Source organism: Alloactinosynnema sp. L-07 (genome assembly GCF_900070365.1).
In the GTDB taxonomy this organism is placed as follows: Bacteria; Actinomycetota; Actinomycetes; order Mycobacteriales; family Pseudonocardiaceae; genus Actinokineospora.
This window is the reverse complement of record NZ_LN850107.1, coordinates 2,117,606-2,139,956: the sequence shown is the minus strand read 5'-3', so window position 1 is coordinate 2,139,956 and position 22,351 is coordinate 2,117,606. Positions and strand designations below refer to the sequence as shown.

The following is a 22,351-nucleotide window of genomic DNA, read 5'->3' as shown; positions in this document are numbered from 1 at the left end:
CCTGCGCGGCTGTGAACCGGCCCCGGCGAACCTGCGTAGTCACTGGCCACGGTAGAAGCCCGCTTGTCATCAGCCCGGACCGCCACGCAGGTCCGCCGGACGCACCACTCGACCGGCGCAGCCGCAGTGTGGTTCCGGCCGATCACCGGCCCCGCCTGTACATGCGGCCGGGCACATCTCGGGAAATGCGCCGCGCAGGTGCGCGATCTCGCCAGCCCCCGTATTGCTAGCGGATGCGGCGTGCCAGCCGCTCCGGGTCCAGGATCAGGGCGCTCTTGAACTCCAGGCGCAGCCAGCCGCGTTGGGCGAAGTCGGCCAGCGCCTTGTTGACCGTCTCGCGTGAGGCGCCGACGAGCTGGGCGATCTCCGCCTGCGTCAGCTCGTGGTTGACCCGCAGTCGGCCCGCCTCCTGAGTGCCGAAGCGCTGCGCGAGCAGGAGCAGCATCTTGGCCACGCGGCCGGGGACGTCGGTGAAGGTCAGATCGGAGACCATGGTGGTCGTGCGCCGCATCCGCCGCGCCAGGGCGCGCAGCAGTTGCTCGGCGAGTTCCGGGCGATGGGCCATCCACTGCCGCAGGGCAGCGCGCTCGACGCTGATCGCGTGGTCGTTGCGGCCGAGCGGTCGTCCCGATTCGGGACGACCGCACGGCCGCGTACGGAACTCGGCGAACTAGGGCGGCGGCCTGCGGTCGATGCCGATGCCGTCGGGGCCCAGGGTGATCAGCCCGGCCCGGTGCGCAGCCGCGCCAGCGGATCACCGCGAGCCACTCCTGGCGCCAGTACGCGCACGCCGAGCCGAGCGCGGTCAACCGGGTGTTGAGCCTTCGCTGTGCACGCGCCCCAGGCGGGGCTGAACCAGCCCTCTACCCGGTCCGGGTTCAGCAGCCACACGTTCGCATCCGCACCGAAGTCGCGCACCATCCGGCCCAACGCGATCGCGTACCCGCGGCGGGTGCTCGCCACCATGATCGTGTCCAGAAACGCGGCCACTGGTCGGCCAACCGCACACTCGCCGCGGTCGGCAACGCCCGCACCGGCCCACTCGAACCACCCCATCGCGCTACTGCAGCAAGTTCGACCAGGGCGCCCCAGTTGCCGCAAGATGTTGTCGGGTTACATCCCATTCTGGCCCCACCGTCACAGACGCGACCCATAGAATGTCATCCATGTTGACATTTCCTGCTCTGCGCGGAACCGGCGTGCCCGCTTGGCGGGCTGGGTTCGCCCATGTCAACCTCACCAGTCCCGCACTGGGGGTACCCACGACCACGGCGATCGATGACTCGATCGACGGCGGATCCGTCGATGCGGAGCGGCGATGACTGGCTCGGCCGCGGGAACGAGTCGGGATCCTCAAGCTGCGGATGGCGGCCACCATCGGCTGCGCCCGCTGCGCAATGGGCCCGATTCCGTCCCGATCACTCGCGAGCTGTACCAGTTGACGACCAACCCGTACGTACTCGCGTTTCAAGCCTCGGTCGGGTTCCACGTCACCGGCGACCCGCCATTGACACTGGCCCAACTGGCGGCGACCTGGGGAGCGTCGCGGCGGGTCGCCGCGGCCGCCCGCCGCGAACTCGTCGAACTCGGCTACTGGGCCGAGGTACGCGCCAGGCTGCCCCACGGCCACATCGAAACCGAGACCCGCCACGCACACACCCGCTACACCGACCGCGACATCGAGGAACTGGCCGCTGAATACGCCCCTTCGAGCCAGATCACCGTGGGCGGCCAGACCTACCGCGTCGCTGCCGATGGCAGGCCCGTCCCCCACCGACACACCAGATCCGGTCATTCGGCGCCACCTGCCGATCTCTCGACCGGACTACCGCGAGCGGCAACTCGGTCCGACCGGGCCACGGGCCCCACCGGCATACCGAAACTGGTCACCCGGTCCGACCAGGTGCGACGACCGCCGAACCCAGGTCGCACCGAAGGACCGGAACCGGTCGCCCTTCATGCATCAGTCCGAAGGACTGATGAGAAAGAACAAACCATGCATGACCAGTTCTGGATGGTGATCACCACCTCGATCGCCGCCGTCGACGCGGGCGGACAGCGCGCCGTGCACCGCGAAATCGACGTCGCGTTCACCCGTGGCTGGACCCCGCACACACTCGCCGACTGGATCAAGGCCCAGATCGAATCAGCGCGGGCCGCGATCGCCAACAAGGCCGGATTCGTCGTCGCTCGCCTCCGAGCCATCCCGCCACCTCCCCCGCGACCGACATCGAAGCCCACGCCCGCCGCGAACACCTGCGACCGGGTACGCGCCGACGGCGACGACCCGTGCGATGCCAGAACCCGCTTACGGACTCGGCCGGACGGCACCGTGTACCGCTGCGAGTGCAACCCACGCACCAAAGGCGCCCGCCGGCCGGAACACCCGTCGCCGCCCGATCGAGCGGACCCTACGCGAATGGGCACCGGTGATCACCGGCCCACGCCCAGACCAGTGATCACCGGGTGCCGTGATGCCGACCTCTCCTGATCATGTCGATCCCGCCGCGTTGCCGCCGCAGGACCTCACCGCCGAACAGGCGGTCCTCGGGGGAATGCTGCTGTCCCAGGACGCGATCGGTGAAGTCACCGAAATCCTGGAGGAACGCGACTTCTACCTGCCAAACCACGCCCGCGTGTTCTCCGCCATCCTGAACCTCTACACCCAAGGCGAACCCGCAGACCCGATCACCATCGCGGCCGCACTGCAGCGCGACGGAGCGCTGGCCCGCATCGGCGGACACGGGTTCCTCCACACCCTCATCACCTCAGTACCCACCGCGGTCAACGCCGCCTACTACGCCGAGATCGTCGCCCAGAAGGCAATCCTGCGGCGCCTGGTGCAAGCCGGTACCCGTATCGCCCAATTCGGTCTCCACGGCGTCGGCGGAGCCGACGTCACCGACATCGTCGACCGCGCGGAAGCGACGCTCTTCGACGCCACCGCAGGCGCCCAAGACGATTCCCGCGGACCCATCACCGGCGGGCTCGCCGCCACCACAGTTCTCGCGATGCTGGATGAGACGACGCCCCGTGACCTCGTGCGCACCGGACTGCGCGACCTCGACGACATCATCGGCGGCCTGGAACCCGGCGAGATCACCGTCGTCTGCGGACGGCCAGGCCACGGCAAGACCCTCCTAGGCCTTCAATTCGCGCGACACGCCGCCCTGGAACAGGACAAACACGTACTCATCCAGAGCCTGGAAATGTCGCAAACCTTGCTGATGCAGCGAATGCTGGCCGCCATCCCTCCCCGTGGCGTCCCCCTGGACCGCGTGTCCAAGAAACCCGGCTGCCCCCTAAGCGAGGACGACCGCCGCCAACTCACCGCCGCGCACAAGAAACTGGAGAACTCCGCCCTCTGGGTCGACGACGCCAGCTACCAGACCAGCAACACGATCCGATCCACCGTCCGCCGCCACACACAGAGGCACGGGCGCCTCGACCTCGTCATCATCGACCACCTCGGCCTCGTCGCCACCACGGGCCGCCCCGAGACCCGCGCACTGGAACTCGCCCGACTCACCCGCGAGCTGAAAATCTTCGCCGGCGAACTCGACATACCGATAGTCCTGCTCCACCAACTCAACCGGCAGTCCGCCCAGCGCGTCGACAGACGCCCCCAACTCGCCGACCTACGCGACTCCGGCGCCGTCGAACAAGACGCATTCGCCGTCATCGGCGTACACACCCCAGCCGTCGACGACCCCACCGACCCCCACGCAGGCGAATCAGACCTCTGCGTCATCAAGAACCGCCAAGGCCGCACCGGAACCGCACACACCGCATGGCAAGCCCACTACGCACGCTTCGCCAACCTGGCCATCGACTGACCTTCTCCGCCCCGCCAACTTGCCACCTCGAAGTTGTCGGCTGATCGGGTGATCACCCGCATTCCCTGATCCACCCCGACTGCTCACATTGACTGAGCCACCGGTCCCCAGTCCCGCACTTCAGTGAGCCCTGAACCCGGACACCGGACAACCGGCGGCACGCGGTGGAGGACTCGATGCCGTCGAAGATCGCGGTGGCCCAGTCCTCGGCGACCCGGGACGCGCCGACCACCGTGACGGTGACGACCCCGTCTGTCCCGCGGGCGGGCTCACCAGCGGTGGGCGGAGCGGATCGCCGCGGCGAGTCCGGAACGCAACGCCGCCGCAGGGTCGACGACCGCAGGCAGCTCATGCTTGAAGACCAGGGGCCAGAACTCAGCGGCAGGAATGTCGGACAGCGCAGGGATGTGCGCACTCGGTCGGGTGCGGGGGCGGCCACCTGCCGGCCGAGCGATGCGGATACCACCCAGCACCACCTGAAACTGGGGAGAGCCATCGCGCTGTCCTGCGACGACCAGCGACAACGGCCGCTGTCCTTGTTCGACAGCCAAATGCAACTTCGCGGTCCACCCACCCGGTGACCGGCCCAGCGCGTGATCATCCGGCTCCGACTCTCTCTCACCCCGCCCGGCGTTTCCTGCTGCGCATCCCCTTTTCCGTGCTCCGGCGGCGTGCTGGTGCGCGCGGGCGATGATCGAATCCACAGAGACATAGCCAGATCGAGGCGTCAATACCTGTGGGTTTATCGCCTCATGGGCTCCCCTTCAGCAGGTCAAGCAGGGAGCCCCAGGTCTCTCGGCAGTATTCATCTAATACCCGATCCGAGGGCAATTCACGTCCTCTAAAGCTGTTCCGAAAAAGTAGCGTCGCGATCATTAACGTCACAGATTCTTTAAATAGGGCGAACCAGCGCGCGAAATATTCTGGGTCCCAGCGCCTGTAGATGGGATCCTGGTACCTTGCCGACGTGTAGTGAACATACTGATTGAGCACGCGAATGTGTTCTTTTAGTCTAGATTTCATCGCTGGCGTCTCGGCGAATAGTTTGTCAGCAATCTTGCTACCGGAGGGCAAGTAGACATCACCCTCCTTCCACTCTTGATCATCCCCCATGAAGAAGAAATATGTGTCGAGCAGCACAATCTCGCAAAAGGACCGCAGCAATGCGCAAGCGGCTCGATAGTGACCCACGAGCACAAGGTATACGGACGATTCCAACTCATCGCCACATTCGTAGGTCAACCCTGTAGAGAGCGGGAATTCAATCATGCCAACTAGCTCGCCGAAGAATCGTTGCAACTCTACACAGCCGTGCAAGCGATCTACTTCAACTTCGAGCGTTACTAGTCGCGCTGGTACGCCCGCATCTCGCCCCGCATACTCTTCGTAGGTTGCTGGGACTCGGAGTACGTCTTCTACGATAGACTCGGCGGAATGTCCTTCGATTTTGGAAAGCCCCAGGTCTATCACGACTCGAAGAATTCGGCTCTCGATAGACTCGAAATATTCTCCATCGGTCATATTCAGCCCGTTCATTCTGCGAGAATCTGCTACGTTCCGATAGCCTATCGGCGGTCTCGAATGGCCGTGCCACTGCACCGCAACGCCGAACAGGTCCTGGCCCGCCTCACCCAGGCATGACACCGGTGGTCTGGACGAAGTCCAGGATCGCGGACAATTACAGCCGTCGTCTCCCGTTGAGTTCCGACCACGCCACCTGGGCCTTCGCCGCTCACTCCGCGCCGTCCTCGGCCAGCAGGTGCCGCAGGAACCGCTGCGGCGAGTCCAGGAACCCGCGCGTGAGCATGACCGGCTCCGCCTCGTCGTAGGTGACCCGCTCGATCTGCCCGTCACCGTCGACCTGCAGGATCCGAGCCCCGGGCACCGCCAGCAGGATCGGCGAGTGCGTGGCGATCACGAACTGGCTGCCCTGTCCGGTCAGCTCTGCGATCCGCGCGACCAGCGCCAGACAGCCCTTCACCGACAGCGCAGCCTCCGGCTCGTCGAGCAGATACAACCCGCCCGGCCCGAACCGATGCGTCACCAGGTCCAAAAAGGACTCGCCGTGGGAGCGTTCGTGCGGCGAAACGCCGCCGTAGGCGGCCAGCAGCGACGGGCCCGGCTCCTTGGCGAGTTCCTCGATCTCGGTGGCCACGTTGTAGAACGACTCCGCGCGCAGGAAGAACCCGGTACGGGGCTTGCGGGTGCCCCACCACAGGATCAAGTGATCACCGAGACTGGATTCGGTGGCGCGGGTGGCGAACCGGAACGACGCCGACCCGCCCTCCGGGTTGAACCCGGCCGCCACCGCGAGCGCCTCCACCAGGGTGGACTTGCCGGAGCCGTTGTCGCCGACCAGGAACGTCACGGCTGGGTCCAACTCCAGCCCACCCACCCGGTCGAGGTGGCGCACGATGGGCAGCGTGAACGGGTAGCGGCCGGTGCCCGCGTGCGGGTCCAGCCGCACCCGCTCGATGAACCCGCCGGTGCGGGTGCGTGCCCTGCTCACGAGGAGTCCTGTCGTGCGTCATCGGGCAGTGCGCGGGTCGGGGTCTCGCCCAGCAGGGTGAACGCCGCGCTCACCGCCAACCTGGCACGCGCGCTCTCCACCGCGATCGTGTCCAGGAACTCCGCAACCGCGTCGGCCAACGGCACCCAGGCCACCCTCGCAGGCAGTGCACCTACCGCGCCCACCCCGACCGCCTCCAGGCTGTCGCAGATACTTCCCGATTCGACCCGACGCAACGGATCATCGCGCCAGGTCGCCCCTCAAGCTACCGCAGGCAGCGGGCCGCCATCTGCGGCAACTGCTGAGCTCCGGATTCTCGAATCTGCGCCTCACGCCCCCTGGTCAAAGCCGTTGAGATCGCTGATCGAGTGGTCGCCGGAGTCATCGTGGCCGGTCCAGCCCTCGTCGACCGCCCCTCGACACCGCCGGAGCAGATATGGCACGGCCGTGGCCAACTCGGCCAAAAGACCATGGCAGGAGTACGACAAACCGGGAACGCTGGCGAGTCGGCAGCTGACATCGTCAAGAATACGACCCGCGTAGAATCGTATGCAGGCAGAAACCTATCGTGTTCCTGACGTGCTCAACGACGACGCGATTGGTGAGGTTAGGAACGTGGCATACCAGTCATATAGCAGCCAACTTCGCAGCGGCGTCATCTACGCTAAAAATAGACGGCCTCATATTTGAGCTAACCGTTTGGCCGGGGGACGTGACAAAGCTGTCCGCCCAGATCGAAGCAGCAGTGACGCGGGGCGGCGTCATACTAAAGCACCTAAAGTATCTCCCATACCCAACCAGCGCCGCCCTCGTGTTACCGCCGGAGAACTCATGGACAAGCTGAACAACGACCCAGAGTTCGTCGCCGCGGCACGTCACCGCGAACAGGTACGCCAACAGCGTCGAGAGGAGTACGCCGCGCTGGAGCGACCGTGGGTCGACCAGCTACGCGAGGCAGGGTACGACGTCGACTCCGTCTGGGACCTGTTCAACAAGAAGTTGGACTACCACGCCGCCATCCCCATGCTCATGGAGTGGTTGCCCCAAGTCACCGACCGGCGGGTGAAGGAATCCTTGGTCCGGGCACTGTCGGTGCGTTGGGCTAAACCACAGGCCGCACCGCTTCTCATCAGCCAGTTCCGCGACCTCGACGACGACGCACAGAGCGGGCTCCGCTGGGCGATCGGCAACGCACTTGAAGTGGTCGCCGATGACAGCGTGTGCGCCGATCTGGTCGAACTCGCCCGCGACCGCCGCTACGGCAAGGCTCGCGAGATGATCGTTATCGCCCTGGGCAAGATGAAGAAGACCCGGCCCGTCCAGGTACTCATCGAACTGCTCGACGACGAGGTCGTCGCCGGCCACGCGATCGTCGCACTCCGCAAACTCAAAGCACCAGAAGCGTCAGAGGCACTCGAACCATTCCTAAACCACCCTGACACTTGGATCCGCAACGAAGCCAAGAAAGCACTGGGAATAGGCAAGAAAGCCACACCGTAACCGGACTGCCCATGGCACGGTCCCTTCGACGGGCGTTCGGCGACGAGGCCGCCGGAAGCTCGTGTCGCCGAGCTGATCAGCGGCGGGCGTGCCAGGCGCGAAGAGCGTCCTCTCCGGGCTTCTCGGTGCGTGTGCGGATGGCGTAGTCCGGTATCCATTGGTCCTGCAGCCAGATCGGCGCCCGGCCGTCGATGTGGTCGACCGGGTAGGTGACCCGGCCCATGAACTCGCCGCTGTCGATCGGCTTCCACGCGCTCAGCAGGCCAGGGACTTCGCCGGCGAGCACGATCCCAGCGGGATTCAGATGCCTAGGCTTTCCGGGGCCGCGGATGTAGAGCAGCCCCAGCCGGACCCATACGGGCTTCGAGTGTTCTCGGATGCCGTGATCGATGTCGACCAGCGGGGCTTCCCAACCCTCGGTCCCAACCTCGCCATCCGAACGCATGTTCGAGACGGTAACCGCTGGTCGCGCGTCCGCCAAGTGCGATCTCGGCCACGTGATCGAGATACCGCGCGATCGATCACGGTTGCTCCCCGCGCTCGGGCGAGTTCGTCGCCACCTCCGCTTCGCAAACGTGCCGTCCCCGCACGATCGGCGGTGGTAGATCTCAGGCACTGGCCCACCCGTAACCGCCCGCCCAATGCCCGCCACATCAATACCCGTTGGAGACCAACTTGCCGACCTGAAGCATGGACACGACCCTCATCGATCGCGTCCACGTCGACGACCGAGTGATAACCGCGATCCCGTGATGGTCCCCGCCGGGCACGTCTCGACCGCCGGCCCAGGTGCGCTCCGTTCGCTGCCGCACCGGACCAACCAAAGATGGCGGCCATCGTCAGTCCCGGCAGCTCAACCTGAGTCGTTGGCCGCACGTTGGCGACGTTGCTCGATCAATGTCTGCAACATCGAGGTGACAAGAGGAACATCGTCTGGATGCAACTCGGTGAGTTGTCGCAGATGTAGACCCTTCACCTCGAGTTCCGCGAGGCCATTCACCAAACCGAGCTTCCCAAGCACGACCGCCAGTTCGATCTCGGCGTCGATCACCTTGGCTCGGTCAGAGTCAGTGAAGTAGCCGACCGGAACCTTGAAGAAGGACGCGATGGCCTCCAAGCGGGAGGCAAGAACCTCGACCGCCGCGCCTTTGCGAATCTGTCCAACCCACTGACGAGAGCAGGCAGATCCCGTCTGGCTCGTAATGTGATCGGCTAGGTCGGAGTTGGTCCACTTGCGCCCGTCCGGCCGCTTGGCCACCTCGAACAACCGATTGACCTGCCGCGCGAGTTGTGTCACGTGCTGGTTGGAACCCACCGCCGATGCACCCCTGCTGTTCGCCGGTCCCTTTCCTGGCCACAGTAGGGCATAGCCGCCCGAATGTCATGTTGCATAACATTCGATCCGAGGCGCTTCTTCCCGGCAGGTGCAGCCCTGCAGAGACCATCACCTTCTGGATTCAGCGTCAACCCACTCGACGATGGGATGCGGCCTGGCGCGGGTAGGAGCGCTGGACGGCAAGGTCACGCCGCACAAAGACACCGAGAGGCTCCAGCACCGCTTGTTGGTGAACTCCAACACCGGCGGGAGCAACTACACCCGCGACCCCCTCTCGCTGGGGTAAGCCTGGCTGGTCCGCGACAGCCAACCCGACCTCGGCGCCGTCGCGCTGGCCGTCCTCGGCCGCCGCTACTGGGCAGCGCGAGGCTGCGGCACCCACGGCGACGACGTCGCCATCGCACTCAACTGGACCAGCCGGATAGACGAGGCGATCATCGCCATCGGCGACCACGGCGGCACCGGCCCGAACAGCCAGTCCAGGATCGCCGACGGCAGGCTCGACGTCTCGATCACCCTGGGCAATTGGCCCTGAGAAACCGCCGCCGGTGTGGCCCGCGATCTGACCACCCTCGACATCGAGCCCGTCGCCGCTCGCCTGTTCAACCTGCTCGCCCGTCACCGTGAGGCCCACCTGCGACCGGCGTAGCGGTGACCGACACTCTGATCACCGCCGCCAACCGTGCGGACATCGTCGCCACCCCTGTCGATCCCGTGTTCGCCGCTGACGGCATCGTCTTGAGGACAGACGCGTGCCTGCCATGGCCTCCTGCGCACTGGCCAGCCTCCGCCGCGCCACCCACTCTGACTCGACTGGCTGGACGCCCTCATCGACCTCGACGGTCGCGCCCTACGTGCGCGCTCTGGCTGCGCATGCCCCCTGCCACCGCCGCCCACAGCTGGACCACCTGCGCTGGGTCGGCAACGCCTACACCACCCTCGCCGATTACGACCCCCACATGCGAGCGCACGACGGGACCGGCCGCGACGGCGACCAGACGCACAGCGCCATCCGCGCACTCGCCGTTCACCCGATCGGCGAACTCGTGTTCGACAGCTGCCGAGATCACGACACCGCCGCCAACGATCACACACAGCGGCTGCAGTACTAGCCGCCCCCGTGGAATCACTGGGCAACGATTGGGCCGATCGGAAGTACCAGTGAAAACACGAGTAGGCAACGAGTCGCACCGCGCCTAGCGTTGGTACCAGTCGCTCGAACCGGGACAACCGCACAGGGCAGCGGAATCCCTTGCCGCACCCGGGAGTTACCAACTCCGCCAGGCAACGGACCAGCCCTGAGCGCGACGGGACAGTGCGGCACAGGAAAGTCCCTCGCCAGCCCTCGGGTGCCACATCCGGGCAGGTCGGATGACCAGCCATTCACAGTTTCGGGGGAACACAATGAGCACGCCGGCTAAGGGACGCCCGGGACGTCGCGCTAGCGCTCGAAACCGACGCCCGTCGACGGCCGCGGTCACCTCAACGAGGACGGTTGGTTGCCCAGGCAGCCTCCTTCCTGGCCAGTCGGTCACCGTGGCGAGCGGGGCCGACCTAGTCCAGCGTGCCAATCCGCTGAAAAGACCAATCGAAACCGCACAGCCAGCACCCGACAGTCTGGGTCACGATCTGCCCGCCGCGGAGCGCTCCACCGCTTGGGTCGGCTGCTCCCAGAGCCGACAGCACCACCACTCACGGTCAAGTCACACCTAAAGGGAGATTCTCAACATGCGAAAGGTGATCATCGTCGCCGCCCTGGCGGCCGCCGCCGCTATCTGGGCGGCGGCCCCGGCGATAGCGGCGGACACGCTTCGCCCCCCGCCGCATCGGCCTGTTTCGGACTCGCAGCCCCATCTTCGGCTCCGCTGGTGGCCCCGGCAGACACCGCCAGCCATAGCCCCGATCAAAGGAAGTGCCAAGGCGCGGTCATCTGGTCGAGAAACCTGTCGAGCACGTCCTTTCTTCTTCCACACAACGACGTCACTCAGGGGATCGAGGAACGCTCGCCGTCATGGGGGTGTGGGACGACGCTGCCATTGGGTGCGTTCAACGCCACCGTCCACATCGCCGGGGATTCACCCTTCGACCCTACATACATCTCTTCGATGTGGGATCGGCCTAAGTGGATCTCTGGCCGTCGACGAGCCTGCCGAAGGGTTCCGAATTAGGAGTGGGCAGAAGGTGTCGACAACTTCAACGATAAGAGCGAAGTGCGCTGAGATTCTTGACGGGATGGATATCCCGCAACCCTTCAGCGTTACTCGCCTGCTTGCAACTGTGGCACGGCGTAGAGGAACGCGCATTCTTCTGGTTCCTACCCATTGGGGTGGTTCAGCGCCGTGCGGTGCCCTCGTAACCACTGACCATGTCGTCTATGTCTGCTACCACGCGGATACCTCGGCCGTCCATCAAACGCAGATCATCTTCCACGAACTTGGTCATCTTCTCCTTGGACACGCTGACATGCGCGTAGCGGACCAGTCGAGACAGGGACAGCTCGACGCGCCGAAGCCTCAGGCTGAAGAGATGGCCGTGCTGCAGAGGTTGGTGCCAAACCTGTCGCCCGCCTTAATCCGCGCCCTCATGGCCCGCAATTTGTACAAGGACGAACTGGAACAAGCCGCGGAGATGTTCGCCTCAACCCTGATGAGCCGAGTCGCACGCGCATCGATGCACATGCGAGCCGCTCCCGCGCTGCAACGCGCCCACACGGGTCGATCCCTGAACGCCATCACTCCCCTGTGGACCGCACTTGCGAGCATCTTGCCCGAGATCGTGCTGTCGTCCGATGACTACACGTCCGCCGACGACGTTGACCTGCTATGTCGCCGGGCTGTGGAGATCCGCGACGCGAAGTTGCGCCTTCGCGCCTACGTCGCGCCTGAGGTCTCGGAGAAGATCAATGTTCTGGTCAACCGAGTTCCGCAGTCGCGGACGGACGCGCAAGCGTTGCGAGACGCTGGTGAGCTCACCGCCGCAATCGAGGCCGTACGACTCGGCCGTCCAATGGCGATCTCGGCGTCACCGATCAACCGGCGAACCGATCGGGATTGGACTCTGGCCTACAACGACCTCGTCGAGGAGGCTCGGTGGTCGGCGCGGGTCACAGGGTGGATGGGGCACCCGTTCATGACAGACATCCGGCGCCTCGTCGCAGGCACGTGATCACCGGCTCGTGGGCGCGGCGACCGCCACCGCAGTGGCTGTGCGCGTCGGCCAGGATGCACCCGCCCGACGGCGCGCGGTGACGTTGATAGTGCATTCCGCGCTCGCCTGCGCGCCCAGCCGCAGTGCGGCAACCGACCTGGGCGGGTACCCGGGCTGTACTGGGCGCGGCCGTGTTGTGAGTCGCGGTCGCATCTAACATGCGCTGGCAGTAGCTGAGGCGCTTGCAGTCTGTCGAGATCATCGGGCGACGCGAGGGTTGCCCACATCGGACGCCGACCTGATCCCATGACCAGATGGGATTTCGTCGGCGTCGTCCTGACTGCGGGAAGTCGGAATCACTACCAGCAGCGTCGAATCTCGACAGGAGGGGGCCGGGTCAAACCGCTGGGTCGAGGACGGCGCACCGCCCGATCGGAGGGAGGATCGGCGGTGGGCCATCCTCGCGCGGTTTGCCGCGGCCACCGGAGTCGACCAGCGTGCGCGGCGCCGCCCGGTGCGCGACGCGCCCCCGGACGTCCTCGACCTCGCCCCACAAACCTGTTACTGGGCAACAAACCCACGTCGCGCCGCGCCCCGGGGAGGTGGCGCGTCGCCGTCGTCGGGCTGGACGGCGAGCACCAGTGGGGTCTCCGGTCCGATCCCGGTGGCCAGGCTGCGGGCGAGCGCTGCCTCATCGAGCAGGGTTTCCAACGCGGCGTGGATGAGGCGCGGCTTCAGGTAGCGTGCGCCGAATCCGTTGCTGAAGTATGGGTAGCTGTTGGGGCCGAAGTGGGCGTCCTGCACCCAGTAGGTTTCGTCGACCAGCCGGGACAGGTGGTAGCTGTGCGCATCCGTGGCCCCCGCGAACTGGATGAGCAGGTTCGCGTCGAGGCCGACCATGCGGCCGAGGATGCCGTTTTCCTCGCGGCGTTCGATGGTGACGACCGTGGCGGTGACAGTGGACAGCTCCGCGCCGGTATCAGGGTCGGTGATGACGACGGATCGGGCGGGGATGACAGGGTCGGCGGTGGCGTGAGGCATCGAAGCTCTCCATTCGTATCTGGTGTGACTGGCCCGCCACCGACCCAAGGGGCGTTGGCCAGGCTTTGGTGGTTGGGTATGGCGATCGCGGTGCCGCGGTTCGCGCGGGGTCGAACCGGCTACCTATCCAGCAGCGTGGCTGATGCCGGGGTACCGAGTGGTCACGAGCAAGGTCGCTACGCGGCGAGGCTTCTGAGAATTTGGTGCAGTTCCCGAGGGGAAACCCCGTGCTCGAAGGCGGTCCTGAGAAGTCGGGTCAGGTGGCGGGTCGGGTCGGCGGTGTCCGCGATCAGCAGTGCGCGGTTGGCCAGCGGGCTGTCGCCGGAGAGGTGCTTGGCGAGCGCGAGCAGGATCGCGGGAGCCGACCGCTCGCGACCTGGGATCGCTTGCACCAGTCGCGTCCACAGGGCTGTGGACTGGACGCCGCCCGTATCGCTCGCCAGGTCGAGTAGGCACTGGCCGAACACGCCGTCGTCGGCGGTCAGGGCGTACCCGATCCGCGTGAGGGTATCCTCGTCGAGGTCACCGACACTCGTGCCGGTTGAGGCCGCCTCGACAGCCGTCTTGATCAACTCGTATCCGTCATTGGCGCACCCGGTCGTCGCGCGGAGTTCGGCGAGGCGGCGCGCGCGACGTTCAAGGGCGTCGGGCGCGTCCTGGGCGAGGGTGGCCTGCAGCTCCGCGCTGGACGAATAGGTCGGCATTCCACGGAACGCCCTCTTCGCGGCGGCGACCGTCGCGGTGGGGTCAGGAACGATGCCGTGCCGGTCGCCCCTGCTGCAGGTCCACCGTTCGCCCGCTGCGATGGACGAGACCCACCAGGCCGCGCGGGTCTCGACCCCGGCGTCCGACAGGTCACCGATCAGCCTGCTGATCAGATCGCGCGCGGAAGTCGCGGTGTCGTCGTGGCCGCCGACGACGACCAGGATCACCGTGTGCCCATGGCGTGAGACGACGTCGGTGACGTGTCGGGACAACCCGCTGGTGCCGGCGGCGGTTGGTAGGTCGACCCGAAGTGTCGGCCCGTCAACGATCTGGACGACGAGCGAGTCGGACGGGGTGAATCCGAGGATGGCGGGGATGCTGGCGATGAAGTCCCCCGGATCCTGGACCCGGATCGGGGCATCGGCGTCGAAAGAGTCGTGGCTGAAGTCGGGCATTCTGTTCTCCTACGGGTTGAGTGGGACCCGCTGGCGTGGGACAAAGTTGGCGCTGTGACGTGTCGGCGCCGCGCAACCGGATCGGTGTCGAAGTCCTCGCTGTGCCGAGCCCGCTACCGATCCAGCAGCGCCAGCTGGCCGTGCAACATGTCGCCGGTGACGGGGAGCCTGGCGGGCATACTGCGCTCGGTTGCGCTCGATACACACAAACTCCTGGCCGCCGTGCGGCGGTCGCGCCCAGGGGTCCCGATTGTGGAAGGACAGGCGGCCAATGCCGGCGGCCAGGTCGATGATCCGGTTACCACCGACGTGCAGGGCCAAGCAGCCCGCCAGCCCGGCCGGGGTGAAGTACGCCCGGTCGGAGGCAGACCGGGCTGTCGACGACGCCCTCCAGTGGTCGAGGACGAATGCGCGTTCCTCCACCGTCAGGTCACGGTCGAGGTCGGTCAGCTGGCCGCCTGGGCATGCAGACGTTGCTGTTCGTGGGTCACTTTGGCCACGAGTGCCCCTTTCTGACTCGGTTCGCCCCCCGGCCGGGCTGGTCGGTCCAGCCAGTGCGCGAAAACCACGTGCTGGGATCGGCGTTCGCTCTCGAGGGAGGTCCTAGGGCTTGGCCACCAGGTGGTGGCGCTCCGCTCGGCGGGGCGCGCCCCGGTGGCGCTGGTGCCGGGGGAAGGGGGCAAGCCACGCTTTTCGGCTTGCGCCCGGCCCGGCTCCGGCGCAACGTGTGAGCGCCCCCGAGCGGGGTGACGCCGCGCTCAGTTCGTCAAGTTCGGCTGTCGCTGCGCGGAGGTCGTCGATGTCAAGCGGCGGCGACGTGGCACCGCCTATAACCTCGCAGTCGACCGAGGGACAGCGCACCGCGCGACGGTCTTGGCAGGAGACGCCCGGTTCAGCACGCCGTCACCGCCGTGGGGCAGCACCGGACCTGCGTGAACCGGCGCGCCGCAACGCTCAGGACGTACTCAACCGACGCGGCACGCATCAACCGTGTGAAGCACCCCCGTGCGCCGATGGCGAGGACATTGGCAAGCACCGAAATCAACACACGGACCGCGGCCGCTGGATCGCCGCGCCAGGTCGGCTCGTCACTGGCAACCAGTTGCTCCAGATGATCAACGAGCGTGCCATGCCTGACCCGGAAGCCGAGCTGGTCGATCAGGTTGCTGGCGAACGCGGCGGGGTCGCTGGCAAGGTCGGCCTCGAGTTGCGACGGCTCGTCGTCGGTGGCCGGATCGGCCTGGGAGAAGCCCGCCGGTAGGACACTCGGAACTGGATGCATCCGCCGACCTGACCGGGGTCGGCGTGTCGGCACCAGATGCAGTCCGTGCTGATTGGGGACCCGTCCCCAGCGCGTCCACCCCTGCTCAATGTCAACGTCGCCCCGGACTGCCGCGGCGCGCGCGGCAACGTGGACATCGACCGTGTCGACCCAGTCGTCGGGGGCGTGTTGTGGGTTGAAGGCGAGCGTGCACGCGGTGTTGGCCAAGCAGGGTCTGCATCTGCAGGTGGCCGATGTGTTCGGGGTGCGTGGGCGGGTGTTGTTGGCGGCGGCGCCGTTGGATCCGGTGTTCCGGGCCCGGGTGAACTCGTTGTGTCGGTTGATCGAGGCGGTCGATTTCGAGGTCGCCACTGTTACGGGGTTGATCATCCGCCGGGTCGCGAAGGATCCCGGTTGGCGCGCGATCCAGGCCATTCCCGGGGTGGGCCCGATCCTGGCGGCGGTGATCGTCGCCGAGGTCGGGGACGTGCACCGCTTCGGTGGGCCACGCCAGTTGTGTTCCTGGGCCGGGCTCACCCCCAGGCACCGCGAGTCCGACACCACGGTGCACCGGGGGCGGATCACCAAACAAGGGTCGCGGCTGTTGCGGTGGGCGGTGGTGGAGGCCGCGCAACGTGTCCCCTCCGACACCGGGTGGCTGACCGCGACCCGGGACGGGATCGCGGCGCGGCGGGGCCGAAACATCGCCGTCGTCGCGGTGGCCCGCAAGCTGCTCACCCTGGCGTTCTACGGGCTGCGTGATGGACACATCCGCGCGTTGAGCGTCGTCCCACGACCCCGGGTCACCGGGTGAACGGGATGGAAGGTGGTGATCGGGTGCGTGGTCGCTGCGGGTCTGCATCCCCACCCATGTCGGTGGCGTGTTCGAACCTTTGATTGATCCCCACCCGATCACCGGCCGCAACCCACCATGCCCCACCCCCCGCGCAAAGGGGGGGTGGCATCGCGAATGGATGACCGGCACCCCCACAAAGGGGCTGCCCGCCCAGCACCGGCTGGACCTGGTGAAAGCGACCGAACCACACCCCCTGCGCCCGGAAAGACCCAAGCCCTTGGAACCAGTCCGGCCAACTCCATGATCGCGTGACCCGAGGCGACAGCGTCAAGGCCAAGCCCCTCCGGGGCGGGGCCTACGGCCCCGGCCCTGACCCCGCCGCCACGATCACGCACACCCCAAACCAGGCCGAACCACAACAACAACAGTCCTTGACCGACCCCACTCCTTCATGGATGACCCGTACATGCCTTTCGATCTTGGTCCATTTGAATTTGTAGAGGTAGGCGCCGGTCTCCCGGTCGCCGAACACCCACTTGTCCTGCCGAAACGAGTTGAACTTGCCGAAGTACCTGGAGACGGCCCAGGTCATCGACTTCCTCGGGTGTGTATGTTTCGCCCCACTTCTTCGTGAGGATCCACACGTAGTGATCCAAGGACGCGAACGTCTTCGTGGATACCACCGTCCGATAGTAGGTAGCCCACCCACGGATGATCGGGTTGAGCTTCTTCACCACGGCTCGGGAGTTCACTCCTCGCAGAGCGAGCACCTCGTCGTGGAGCCTCTTTCGGACCCTCTTGACGGCCGCCTTGCTAGGTTTGATGATCATTTTGTCGCCATGTCGGCGGACGTTGAATCCGAGGAAATCAAATCCTTCGGTGAGGTGCACGACTCGCGTTTTTTCCTCATTGAAGGATAGCCCTCTGGGTTCAAGCCACCGAGACAGCTCTTCCTTGACCTTGTATGCTTCAGCTTCGCTATGACACAGTGCCACGAAGTCATCCGCATACGTCACCAGCGTCGGCTTGTCCCGGCGTGCCCAGTTAGTCTGCGACACGGTGGTACAGCCAGCGGCCATACTCATCCCGCATAAGGCGATATTGAGTAGCAACGGACTGATCACGCCGCCCTGCGGCGTTCCTTCCACAGTGGGAGCGAAACGCCCCTTGTCCATGACTCCTGCTCGCAGCCAGCCGCGGATCATGTCCCGTCCGGGGAACGATCCGATGGTGCACAGCAGGTGGTCATGGTCGATTCGATCGAATGCCGCAGACAGGTCCGCGTCGAGAACCCACAATCTCTTGGCCCGTTTCAGGGCCGTGACCTTGAAGATCGCCTCGATCGCGTCGTGGCAGCTCCGACCAGGGCGGAAGCCGTAGGTTCGTTCCTCGAACCTGGCTTCCCACTCGGGTTCCAGCGCATTCTTCGCGCGAGCTTGATACACGCGGTCACGCAGTACGGGAATCCCGAGTGGGCGTTGTTCTCCGTTTGCCTTGGGGATGTACACGCGCCGAACCGGACGGGCATCGTAAGACATCGGGTTGGCGGCAATCTCCGCCACCATCCGTCCTCGCTCGGTAGGAGTGAGGGCTGTCTCGTGGTCGATTCCCGCAGTCCGACGGCCAGCGCTCAACTGCGTCACCCTCTTGACGCTGACCAGCATGTTCGAGTGAGAACGCAGCATGAGTTTCTGCAAGTTCCGGACCTTGACCAGGTCCTCTTCCTGCGCGGCCTTGAAGATGCGCTGCCGCAGTCGCCGTACTGATGCCTCGGCCGTCGCCCAGTCGATACTGTGCCACGCCCGCGCATAGCCCTCGGGTCCGTTCGCCGACGCTGGCAGATCAGCCACGGTCGCGGTTGTTTCCACCTGAGCCTCCGGCATCTAACTTGTCCCTCGGTTCTGACTTCCCGGCACTTGGTCTTCATGGGCCTACCTGATCCGCGTCAGCTCCCTTTCGGGCCGGGCATCGCCCGTATCCGGCGGGTTATGCGGGACGGCGAGGAAGCCGCGTATCCGTTTTCCCCTGGGCTTTCGCCCCACCGGCGTTCGCTTCTCGGATCATCCTGTCCCGCTGGAGAGTTGTGCCTTTGTTGCCTCCGGCCTACCGGGCGCGCCGCCCGGACTCCAACGGGGTTTCCACGTTCCGCTCCGTCAAGATGCGATTGGGTTGGGCGCCCTCTTAACCCCGGAACCTGCGGTGTCCGTTCCACCCCAACCAAAAATAGGGAGGCCGCTTTACGCTCTTCCGCGTCAGGCCCTAGCGCCGCCGAATACACCGCCATCGGCACGACGTAAGAGTAACGAGGCGTCATCAAGGGTTCATTCACATTCGCCCGGCCAATCTTCCCCTTCACCTGTTGCAACCCGATGGCGCGGGCCGCTCTTGGGCTTTCACACTCGGCTTCACACCCCGCCGTTACCAGCGACGCATGCGAGCGTGGGGACGGACCTGGACACAGGTCCGAAACGACCCTCAACTCACTTTCTCCTCTCATAGGGCCGTTTGCTTGAATGGAGCGACTTCGTGTCGCACCTCGGTCACTCTTTCAGTTCTCGTCGGGTCGGTTTCCGCCGGTCTGTCAGCGCTCCCGGTTGGGTGGCGGCGGACGGGCGCGTACCCGGAGCTGTGTGGCGTTTCCCAAGGGCGGCAACAACATCGTGCACACTCCTCCCCTCGGTCGGGATCGGCTGTGGCTGGTCTCGCAGTCTGCTGGAGCACCCCGACAACTCGGCTGGCTATTCCAGCCGCCGGAGTCCGCGCATAACGCGGTCGAGCAGGTCGGGGTCGGCCTGGATGGGCACCGGCCGCAGCGGTTCCGGGATGCTGCCGGGCTCGCGGCGGGGCAGCTCGGCGACCGCGCTGGTGGTGCTGGGGTCTGGCATGTCGTCCTCGATCCTGGGCAGTACCCCGGTGGGCCAGTCGTCGTCGGTGGTCGTGGCCAAGCCACGCGGGTCGGTGTCGTCCGCCGACCAGTTCAGGCGCAGGGCGCGGCCCTGCTCGGCGGCGCGGATCAGCAGGTCGGCCACGGAGACGGCCTCGTCGCTGTGCCCGTCATGGCGGCCCATGGCGACCGGTGCCGGGCTGTAGAGCAGGGCCAGCCGGATGGCGGCGGCCCGGCTTCGGCGCTGGCGCAGCACATCGCGGGCCAGCCACCCGCCGAACCCGGCCAGACAGGCGGCCACGACGATCGCTGCGGCGAGTTGGGCGGACACCGGTCACGGCCGTGGTCCGGCAGCACGGCGGCGGTGTGGCCACCAGCGGGCCAGGCGCACCGCGAACGTGGCCGCCGCGACGATCTCCGCCCACGCGACGGTGCTCACGACGAACACCCGCGTTGGCTGGTGCACAGCCGCGCGGCGGCGGGCGGTAGCCCGCCGTCCATGATTCGCACGGCCGCGCCGGTCCGGCGGATCTGGGCCACCAGCTCGGTCACGACGTCGGCCTGCCACGACAGGTGCCCGCCGTCGACCAGGACCACGGCAGCGGCCCGCTTCGGCCCGGTCACCGCGCCGAGCAGGCCGCGGAACCCGACCCGGTCCTCGGTGTCCAGCGCGGAGCAGACGTCGGTGAACACCGCGCCCAGCTCCCAGCCCTCCCGGGAACACCAGGTCTCCAACGCTTCCCGGCATGCCTCCAGGAACCCGGGCCGGTCGACCCCGCTGCGTGTGTACCCGAACACCAGTTGAGGGCACTGTCCGATCGCGGTGCGCATCACGGCGCCCACAGCAGGGACTGGCTGATGACCAGGCTGGGGGCGCCGGGTTCGCCGGGTTCGGGCAGGCCGAGCAGGTCGGTGACCACCTCGGCGACGTCGGTGCCGTCGCGCATCCACACGCAGCCGCCGCCGTACTCCTCGGCCTGGACCCTCGCGGCGATGACGTGCGAGCGGTCGAACAGGTAGATCGCGTCGGTGTACTGGTCCACCGACCGGCTCCCGGCCAGGCCCATGAGCTGGTCGTGCTGGTCATGAAACGGCCGGAACACCCAGCCCGCGTCACGGATGCCCGCCAGCTGAGCCAGCTCGGGATATCGGCTCACCGCATCGGCCTCGGTGATCGGTGTCCTCGCCTCGTCCACGACAGTCCCTCCAGCACGTCGGCAGTGGGAGGCACCCGGTGCCGGGAACGATCGGGTTCTGACCGGTCCTGCCTGCCCCGCCCTCGCGGGCAGGACCCGGGGGAAGCTCGTCCGGCCGGTCTCGCACCGGCACCAGGTGCCCTGCCATCGAGCCTGCTCGCAGCAGGTCGCGGCGGGAACCGAGCCGACCACGGAGATCAAGACCGGCCGCACCCGGCGGATTGAGCAGGCCGGGCACGGAGGATTGGACGGAGGATTCGCCACTCACACCCGCGTTTTCCCAGCGGGAGAGCTACGCTGGGCAGTCGAGTCGTCGCGGAGGGATGACGGGTGTCCGGCGAACCGAACGACCTGCTGCGGGCTGCCCGCGAAGCCGCGAACCTGACCCAAGGGCAGCTCGCGGAGCTGGCGAACACCCAGGTAGAGCAGGCGACCGGCACCGCTGGGGCGATGGACGCTGACTACATCGGCAAGCTCGAACGCGGCATCCACCGCTGGCCCAACCAGCAGTACCGGGCCGCCCTGCGGCAGGCACTGCACCGGTCCAGCGATGGCGATCTGGGCTTCTTCAGTACCCGCTCTCGCGCCGCTACCGTGGAGTCACCCCGCCCGCCGCACGATGGAGGTGACGACGTGGAACGCAAAACCTTCCTGCGGGTGCTGACCGGCTCAGTCGCCGGAATGGCCTTCGCCGATCCGCTCGGCGCGTTCGCCGCCGCGGCGTCACCCGACACACCACCACGCCGGGTCGGGCAGGCCGAGGTCGACCAGGTGCGCCACCTCGCCCGCATGTTCGCCACCCAGGACCACCTGTTCGGCAGCGGCCTGTCCGCCGACGCCGTCGTCACCCAGCTGTCCACCTCCGCGCAGCTGCTGCACGGCCGCTTCGCCACCGAAACAGTGCGCCAGCACCTGTTCTCCGCGGTGGCCGACCTCGCCGACATCGCCGGCGGCATGTGCTTCGACGCCGGAGCCCACGCCAAGGCCGAACGCTGCTTCCGGTTCGGGGTCGGTGCCGCCACCGAGGCCGGCGACTGGGCCATGCGCGGCAAAGCGCTCTCCGGGCTGGCCAACCTCGCCGTGCACCAAGGGCGACCTGACGACGCGCTCAGCTTCGCCGAGACCGCCCTGGTCCGCGCCGACCGACTCACCCCGGTGGTCAAGGCCGTCATGCACACCCGCCACGCCCGCGCTCTCGGCCTCGCCGGAGGACACCGCGAAGCCGACTGCCTCACCGCCACCGGCCAAGCCCAGGACGCCTTCGCGCGCAGCGGAGGAGACGAACCGGACTGGATCGCCTACTACGGGCCCGCCCACCTCGAACGCGACCTCGGCCGCGCCCTGCTGCACCTGGCGGTCAACGGCGGCGACCACACCGCAGCCCAGGCCCACCTCGTCGCCGCGATCGACCGGTTCCCCCAGCAACAGTCACGCGGCAAGACCCTGGCCATGGCCAACCTCGCCCACCTCACCATGGCCCGCGACGACCCGAACCACGCCGCCACCCTCGGCCACAGCGCACTCGACGGCCTCGGCCCCATCCGCTCCGACCGGGTGTTCGAGGCCCTGCGGCAACTGCGCATCGCCGGACGCCGACACCGCACCATCCCCGCTGTGCGGGAACTCAACGCCCGGATCGACCGGGCTCTGAAACCGGCGTAACCGGCTCGCGACCTGATGGTCGA

The 22,351-nt window shown here is 66.7% G+C and carries 24 protein-coding genes and 2 pseudogenes; 10 read left to right on the top strand and 16 right to left on the bottom strand.

All coding sequences use genetic code 11. The annotated features are described in order from the left end of the window. Nucleotides 1-226: 226 nt before the first annotated feature. Nucleotides 227-601 (bottom strand): annotated as a pseudogene (locus BN1701_RS09575) (Crp/Fnr family transcriptional regulator); the annotation flags it as partial. A 119-nt stretch (nucleotides 602-720) separates the two neighbouring features. Then, nucleotides 721-990: a hypothetical protein gene (locus BN1701_RS09570; RefSeq protein WP_197672072.1), complete on the bottom strand. Its 270-nt coding sequence runs from the start codon at nucleotides 988-990 to the stop codon at nucleotides 721-723. 176 nt (nucleotides 991-1,166) lie between these two features. Between BN1701_RS09570 and BN1701_RS35435 the strand changes: the two genes are divergently transcribed. The 3 genes from BN1701_RS35435 to BN1701_RS09560 are packed head-to-tail and all read left to right on the top strand — an operon-like array spanning nucleotide 1,167 to nucleotide 3,836. Continuing rightward, entirely contained in the window at nucleotides 1,167-1,322 is a 156-nt protein-coding gene (locus tag BN1701_RS35435; RefSeq protein WP_157367889.1) for a hypothetical protein, read from the top strand. Continuing rightward, nucleotides 1,319-2,491, top strand: coding sequence for a hypothetical protein (locus tag BN1701_RS09565; RefSeq protein WP_157367888.1), 1,173 nt, complete (start codon nucleotides 1,319-1,321; stop codon nucleotides 2,489-2,491). Before BN1701_RS35435 ends, BN1701_RS09565 begins: the two co-directional genes overlap by 4 nt. Continuing rightward, nucleotides 2,475-3,836, top strand: coding sequence for a replicative DNA helicase (locus tag BN1701_RS09560; RefSeq protein WP_067521140.1), 1,362 nt, complete (start codon nucleotides 2,475-2,477; stop codon nucleotides 3,834-3,836). The genes BN1701_RS09565 and BN1701_RS09560 overlap by 17 nt, the downstream gene beginning before the upstream one ends. 269 nt (nucleotides 3,837-4,105) lie before the next feature. Here the strand turns inward: BN1701_RS09560 and BN1701_RS35430 are convergent, their stop codons facing one another. From BN1701_RS35430 to BN1701_RS35420, 4 genes are all read right to left on the bottom strand, one after another. Further along, on the bottom strand, nucleotides 4,106-4,360 hold the full coding sequence (locus BN1701_RS35430; RefSeq protein WP_157367887.1) for a hypothetical protein: 255 nt from the start codon (nucleotides 4,358-4,360) through the stop codon (nucleotides 4,106-4,108). 226 nt (nucleotides 4,361-4,586) lie between these two features. Next, nucleotides 4,587-5,372, bottom strand: coding sequence for a hypothetical protein (locus BN1701_RS35425; RefSeq protein ID WP_157367886.1), 786 nt, complete (start codon nucleotides 5,370-5,372; stop codon nucleotides 4,587-4,589). A 196-nt stretch (nucleotides 5,373-5,568) separates the two neighbouring features. Then, a complete protein-coding gene (locus BN1701_RS09550) occupies nucleotides 5,569-6,345 on the bottom strand; it encodes an AAA family ATPase (protein ID WP_157367885.1) in 777 nt (258 codons plus the stop codon). After that, on the bottom strand, nucleotides 6,342-6,491 hold the full coding sequence (locus BN1701_RS35420) for a hypothetical protein (RefSeq protein ID WP_157367884.1): 150 nt from the start codon (nucleotides 6,489-6,491) through the stop codon (nucleotides 6,342-6,344). The genes BN1701_RS09550 and BN1701_RS35420 overlap by 4 nt, the downstream gene beginning before the upstream one ends. Before the next feature lie 403 nt (nucleotides 6,492-6,894). Here BN1701_RS35420 and BN1701_RS38140 point away from each other — a divergent pair, with 403 nt between their 5' ends. Together BN1701_RS38140 and BN1701_RS09540 are read left to right on the top strand one after the other, a co-directional pair. Beyond that, the gene (locus BN1701_RS38140) at nucleotides 6,895-7,035 is read left to right on the top strand and encodes a putative toxin (protein ID WP_082859752.1); all 141 of its coding nucleotides are present in this window, start codon (nucleotides 6,895-6,897) and stop codon (nucleotides 7,033-7,035) included. Nucleotides 7,036-7,176: 141 nt separating this feature from the next. Further along, nucleotides 7,177-7,845 carry a HEAT repeat domain-containing protein gene (locus BN1701_RS09540; protein ID WP_054047510.1) on the top strand — a complete coding sequence of 223 codons (669 nt, stop codon included), beginning with the start codon at nucleotides 7,177-7,179 and terminating at the stop codon, nucleotides 7,843-7,845. A 76-nt stretch (nucleotides 7,846-7,921) separates the two neighbouring features. Here the strand turns inward: BN1701_RS09540 and BN1701_RS09535 are convergent, their stop codons facing one another. The 3 genes from BN1701_RS09535 to BN1701_RS35410 form a co-directional block, all read right to left on the bottom strand. Beyond that, the gene (locus BN1701_RS09535; RefSeq protein ID WP_054047508.1) at nucleotides 7,922-8,290 is read right to left on the bottom strand and encodes a hypothetical protein; all 369 of its coding nucleotides are present in this window, start codon (nucleotides 8,288-8,290) and stop codon (nucleotides 7,922-7,924) included. 408 nt (nucleotides 8,291-8,698) lie between these two features. Further along, a complete protein-coding gene (locus tag BN1701_RS35415) occupies nucleotides 8,699-9,160 on the bottom strand; it encodes a hypothetical protein (RefSeq protein WP_157367883.1) in 462 nt (153 codons plus the stop codon). Between the two features lie 372 nt (nucleotides 9,161-9,532). Continuing rightward, nucleotides 9,533-9,697, bottom strand: a complete 165-nt coding sequence (locus tag BN1701_RS35410; protein ID WP_157367882.1) for a hypothetical protein — start codon at nucleotides 9,695-9,697, stop codon at nucleotides 9,533-9,535. A 236-nt stretch (nucleotides 9,698-9,933) separates the two neighbouring features. Here BN1701_RS35410 and BN1701_RS09525 point away from each other — a divergent pair, with 236 nt between their 5' ends. The 3 genes and pseudogenes from BN1701_RS09525 (at nucleotide 9,934) to BN1701_RS09520 (ending at nucleotide 12,346) form a co-directional block, all read left to right on the top strand. Further along, nucleotides 9,934-10,293: a hypothetical protein gene (locus BN1701_RS09525; RefSeq protein ID WP_157367881.1), complete on the top strand. Its 360-nt coding sequence runs from the start codon at nucleotides 9,934-9,936 to the stop codon at nucleotides 10,291-10,293. Between the two features lie 1,306 nt (nucleotides 10,294-11,599). Then, nucleotides 11,600-11,653: pseudogene (locus tag BN1701_RS38135) on the top strand (hypothetical protein); the annotation flags it as partial. Between the two features lie 54 nt (nucleotides 11,654-11,707). Further along, entirely contained in the window at nucleotides 11,708-12,346 is a 639-nt protein-coding gene (locus BN1701_RS09520) for a DUF6545 domain-containing protein (protein WP_054047501.1), read from the top strand. A 543-nt stretch (nucleotides 12,347-12,889) separates the two neighbouring features. Here BN1701_RS09520 and BN1701_RS09515 read toward each other — a convergent pair. From BN1701_RS09515 to BN1701_RS09505, 3 genes are all read right to left on the bottom strand, one after another. Then, on the bottom strand, nucleotides 12,890-13,369 hold the full coding sequence (locus tag BN1701_RS09515; protein WP_054047498.1) for a hypothetical protein: 480 nt from the start codon (nucleotides 13,367-13,369) through the stop codon (nucleotides 12,890-12,892). Nucleotides 13,370-13,545: 176 nt separating this feature from the next. Next, the gene (locus BN1701_RS09510) at nucleotides 13,546-14,529 is read right to left on the bottom strand and encodes a DUF4192 domain-containing protein (RefSeq protein ID WP_054047495.1); all 984 of its coding nucleotides are present in this window, start codon (nucleotides 14,527-14,529) and stop codon (nucleotides 13,546-13,548) included. 892 nt (nucleotides 14,530-15,421) lie between these two features. Then, nucleotides 15,422-16,018, bottom strand: a complete 597-nt coding sequence (locus tag BN1701_RS09505; protein WP_172803225.1) for a hypothetical protein — start codon at nucleotides 16,016-16,018, stop codon at nucleotides 15,422-15,424. Here BN1701_RS09505 and BN1701_RS09500 point away from each other — a divergent pair. After that, a complete protein-coding gene (locus tag BN1701_RS09500) occupies nucleotides 15,999-16,604 on the top strand; it encodes an IS110 family transposase (protein ID WP_054047491.1) in 606 nt (201 codons plus the stop codon). The two genes, BN1701_RS09505 and BN1701_RS09500, sit on opposite strands and share 20 nt — an antisense overlap. A 431-nt stretch (nucleotides 16,605-17,035) precedes the next feature. Here the strand turns inward: BN1701_RS09500 and ltrA are convergent, their stop codons facing one another. The 4 genes from ltrA to BN1701_RS09480 form a co-directional block, all read right to left on the bottom strand. Next, the gene (gene ltrA, locus BN1701_RS34135) at nucleotides 17,036-18,469 is read right to left on the bottom strand and encodes a group II intron reverse transcriptase/maturase (protein WP_197672071.1); all 1,434 of its coding nucleotides are present in this window, start codon (nucleotides 18,467-18,469) and stop codon (nucleotides 17,036-17,038) included. An 855-nt stretch (nucleotides 18,470-19,324) separates the two neighbouring features. Beyond that, the gene (locus tag BN1701_RS09490; protein ID WP_054047487.1) at nucleotides 19,325-19,801 is read right to left on the bottom strand and encodes a hypothetical protein; all 477 of its coding nucleotides are present in this window, start codon (nucleotides 19,799-19,801) and stop codon (nucleotides 19,325-19,327) included. A gap of 104 nt (nucleotides 19,802-19,905) precedes the next feature. Further along, a complete protein-coding gene (locus tag BN1701_RS09485; RefSeq protein WP_172803224.1) occupies nucleotides 19,906-20,268 on the bottom strand; it encodes a recombinase family protein in 363 nt (120 codons plus the stop codon). 32 nt (nucleotides 20,269-20,300) lie between these two features. Continuing rightward, nucleotides 20,301-20,666, bottom strand: coding sequence for a hypothetical protein (locus BN1701_RS09480; protein WP_054047483.1), 366 nt, complete (start codon nucleotides 20,664-20,666; stop codon nucleotides 20,301-20,303). A gap of 330 nt (nucleotides 20,667-20,996) precedes the next feature. On the opposite strand from BN1701_RS09480, the gene BN1701_RS09475 reads away from it, so the two are divergent. Continuing rightward, a complete protein-coding gene (locus BN1701_RS09475; protein ID WP_054047482.1) occupies nucleotides 20,997-22,328 on the top strand; it encodes a helix-turn-helix transcriptional regulator in 1,332 nt (443 codons plus the stop codon). The last annotated feature ends 23 nt before the right edge of the window (nucleotides 22,329-22,351 follow it).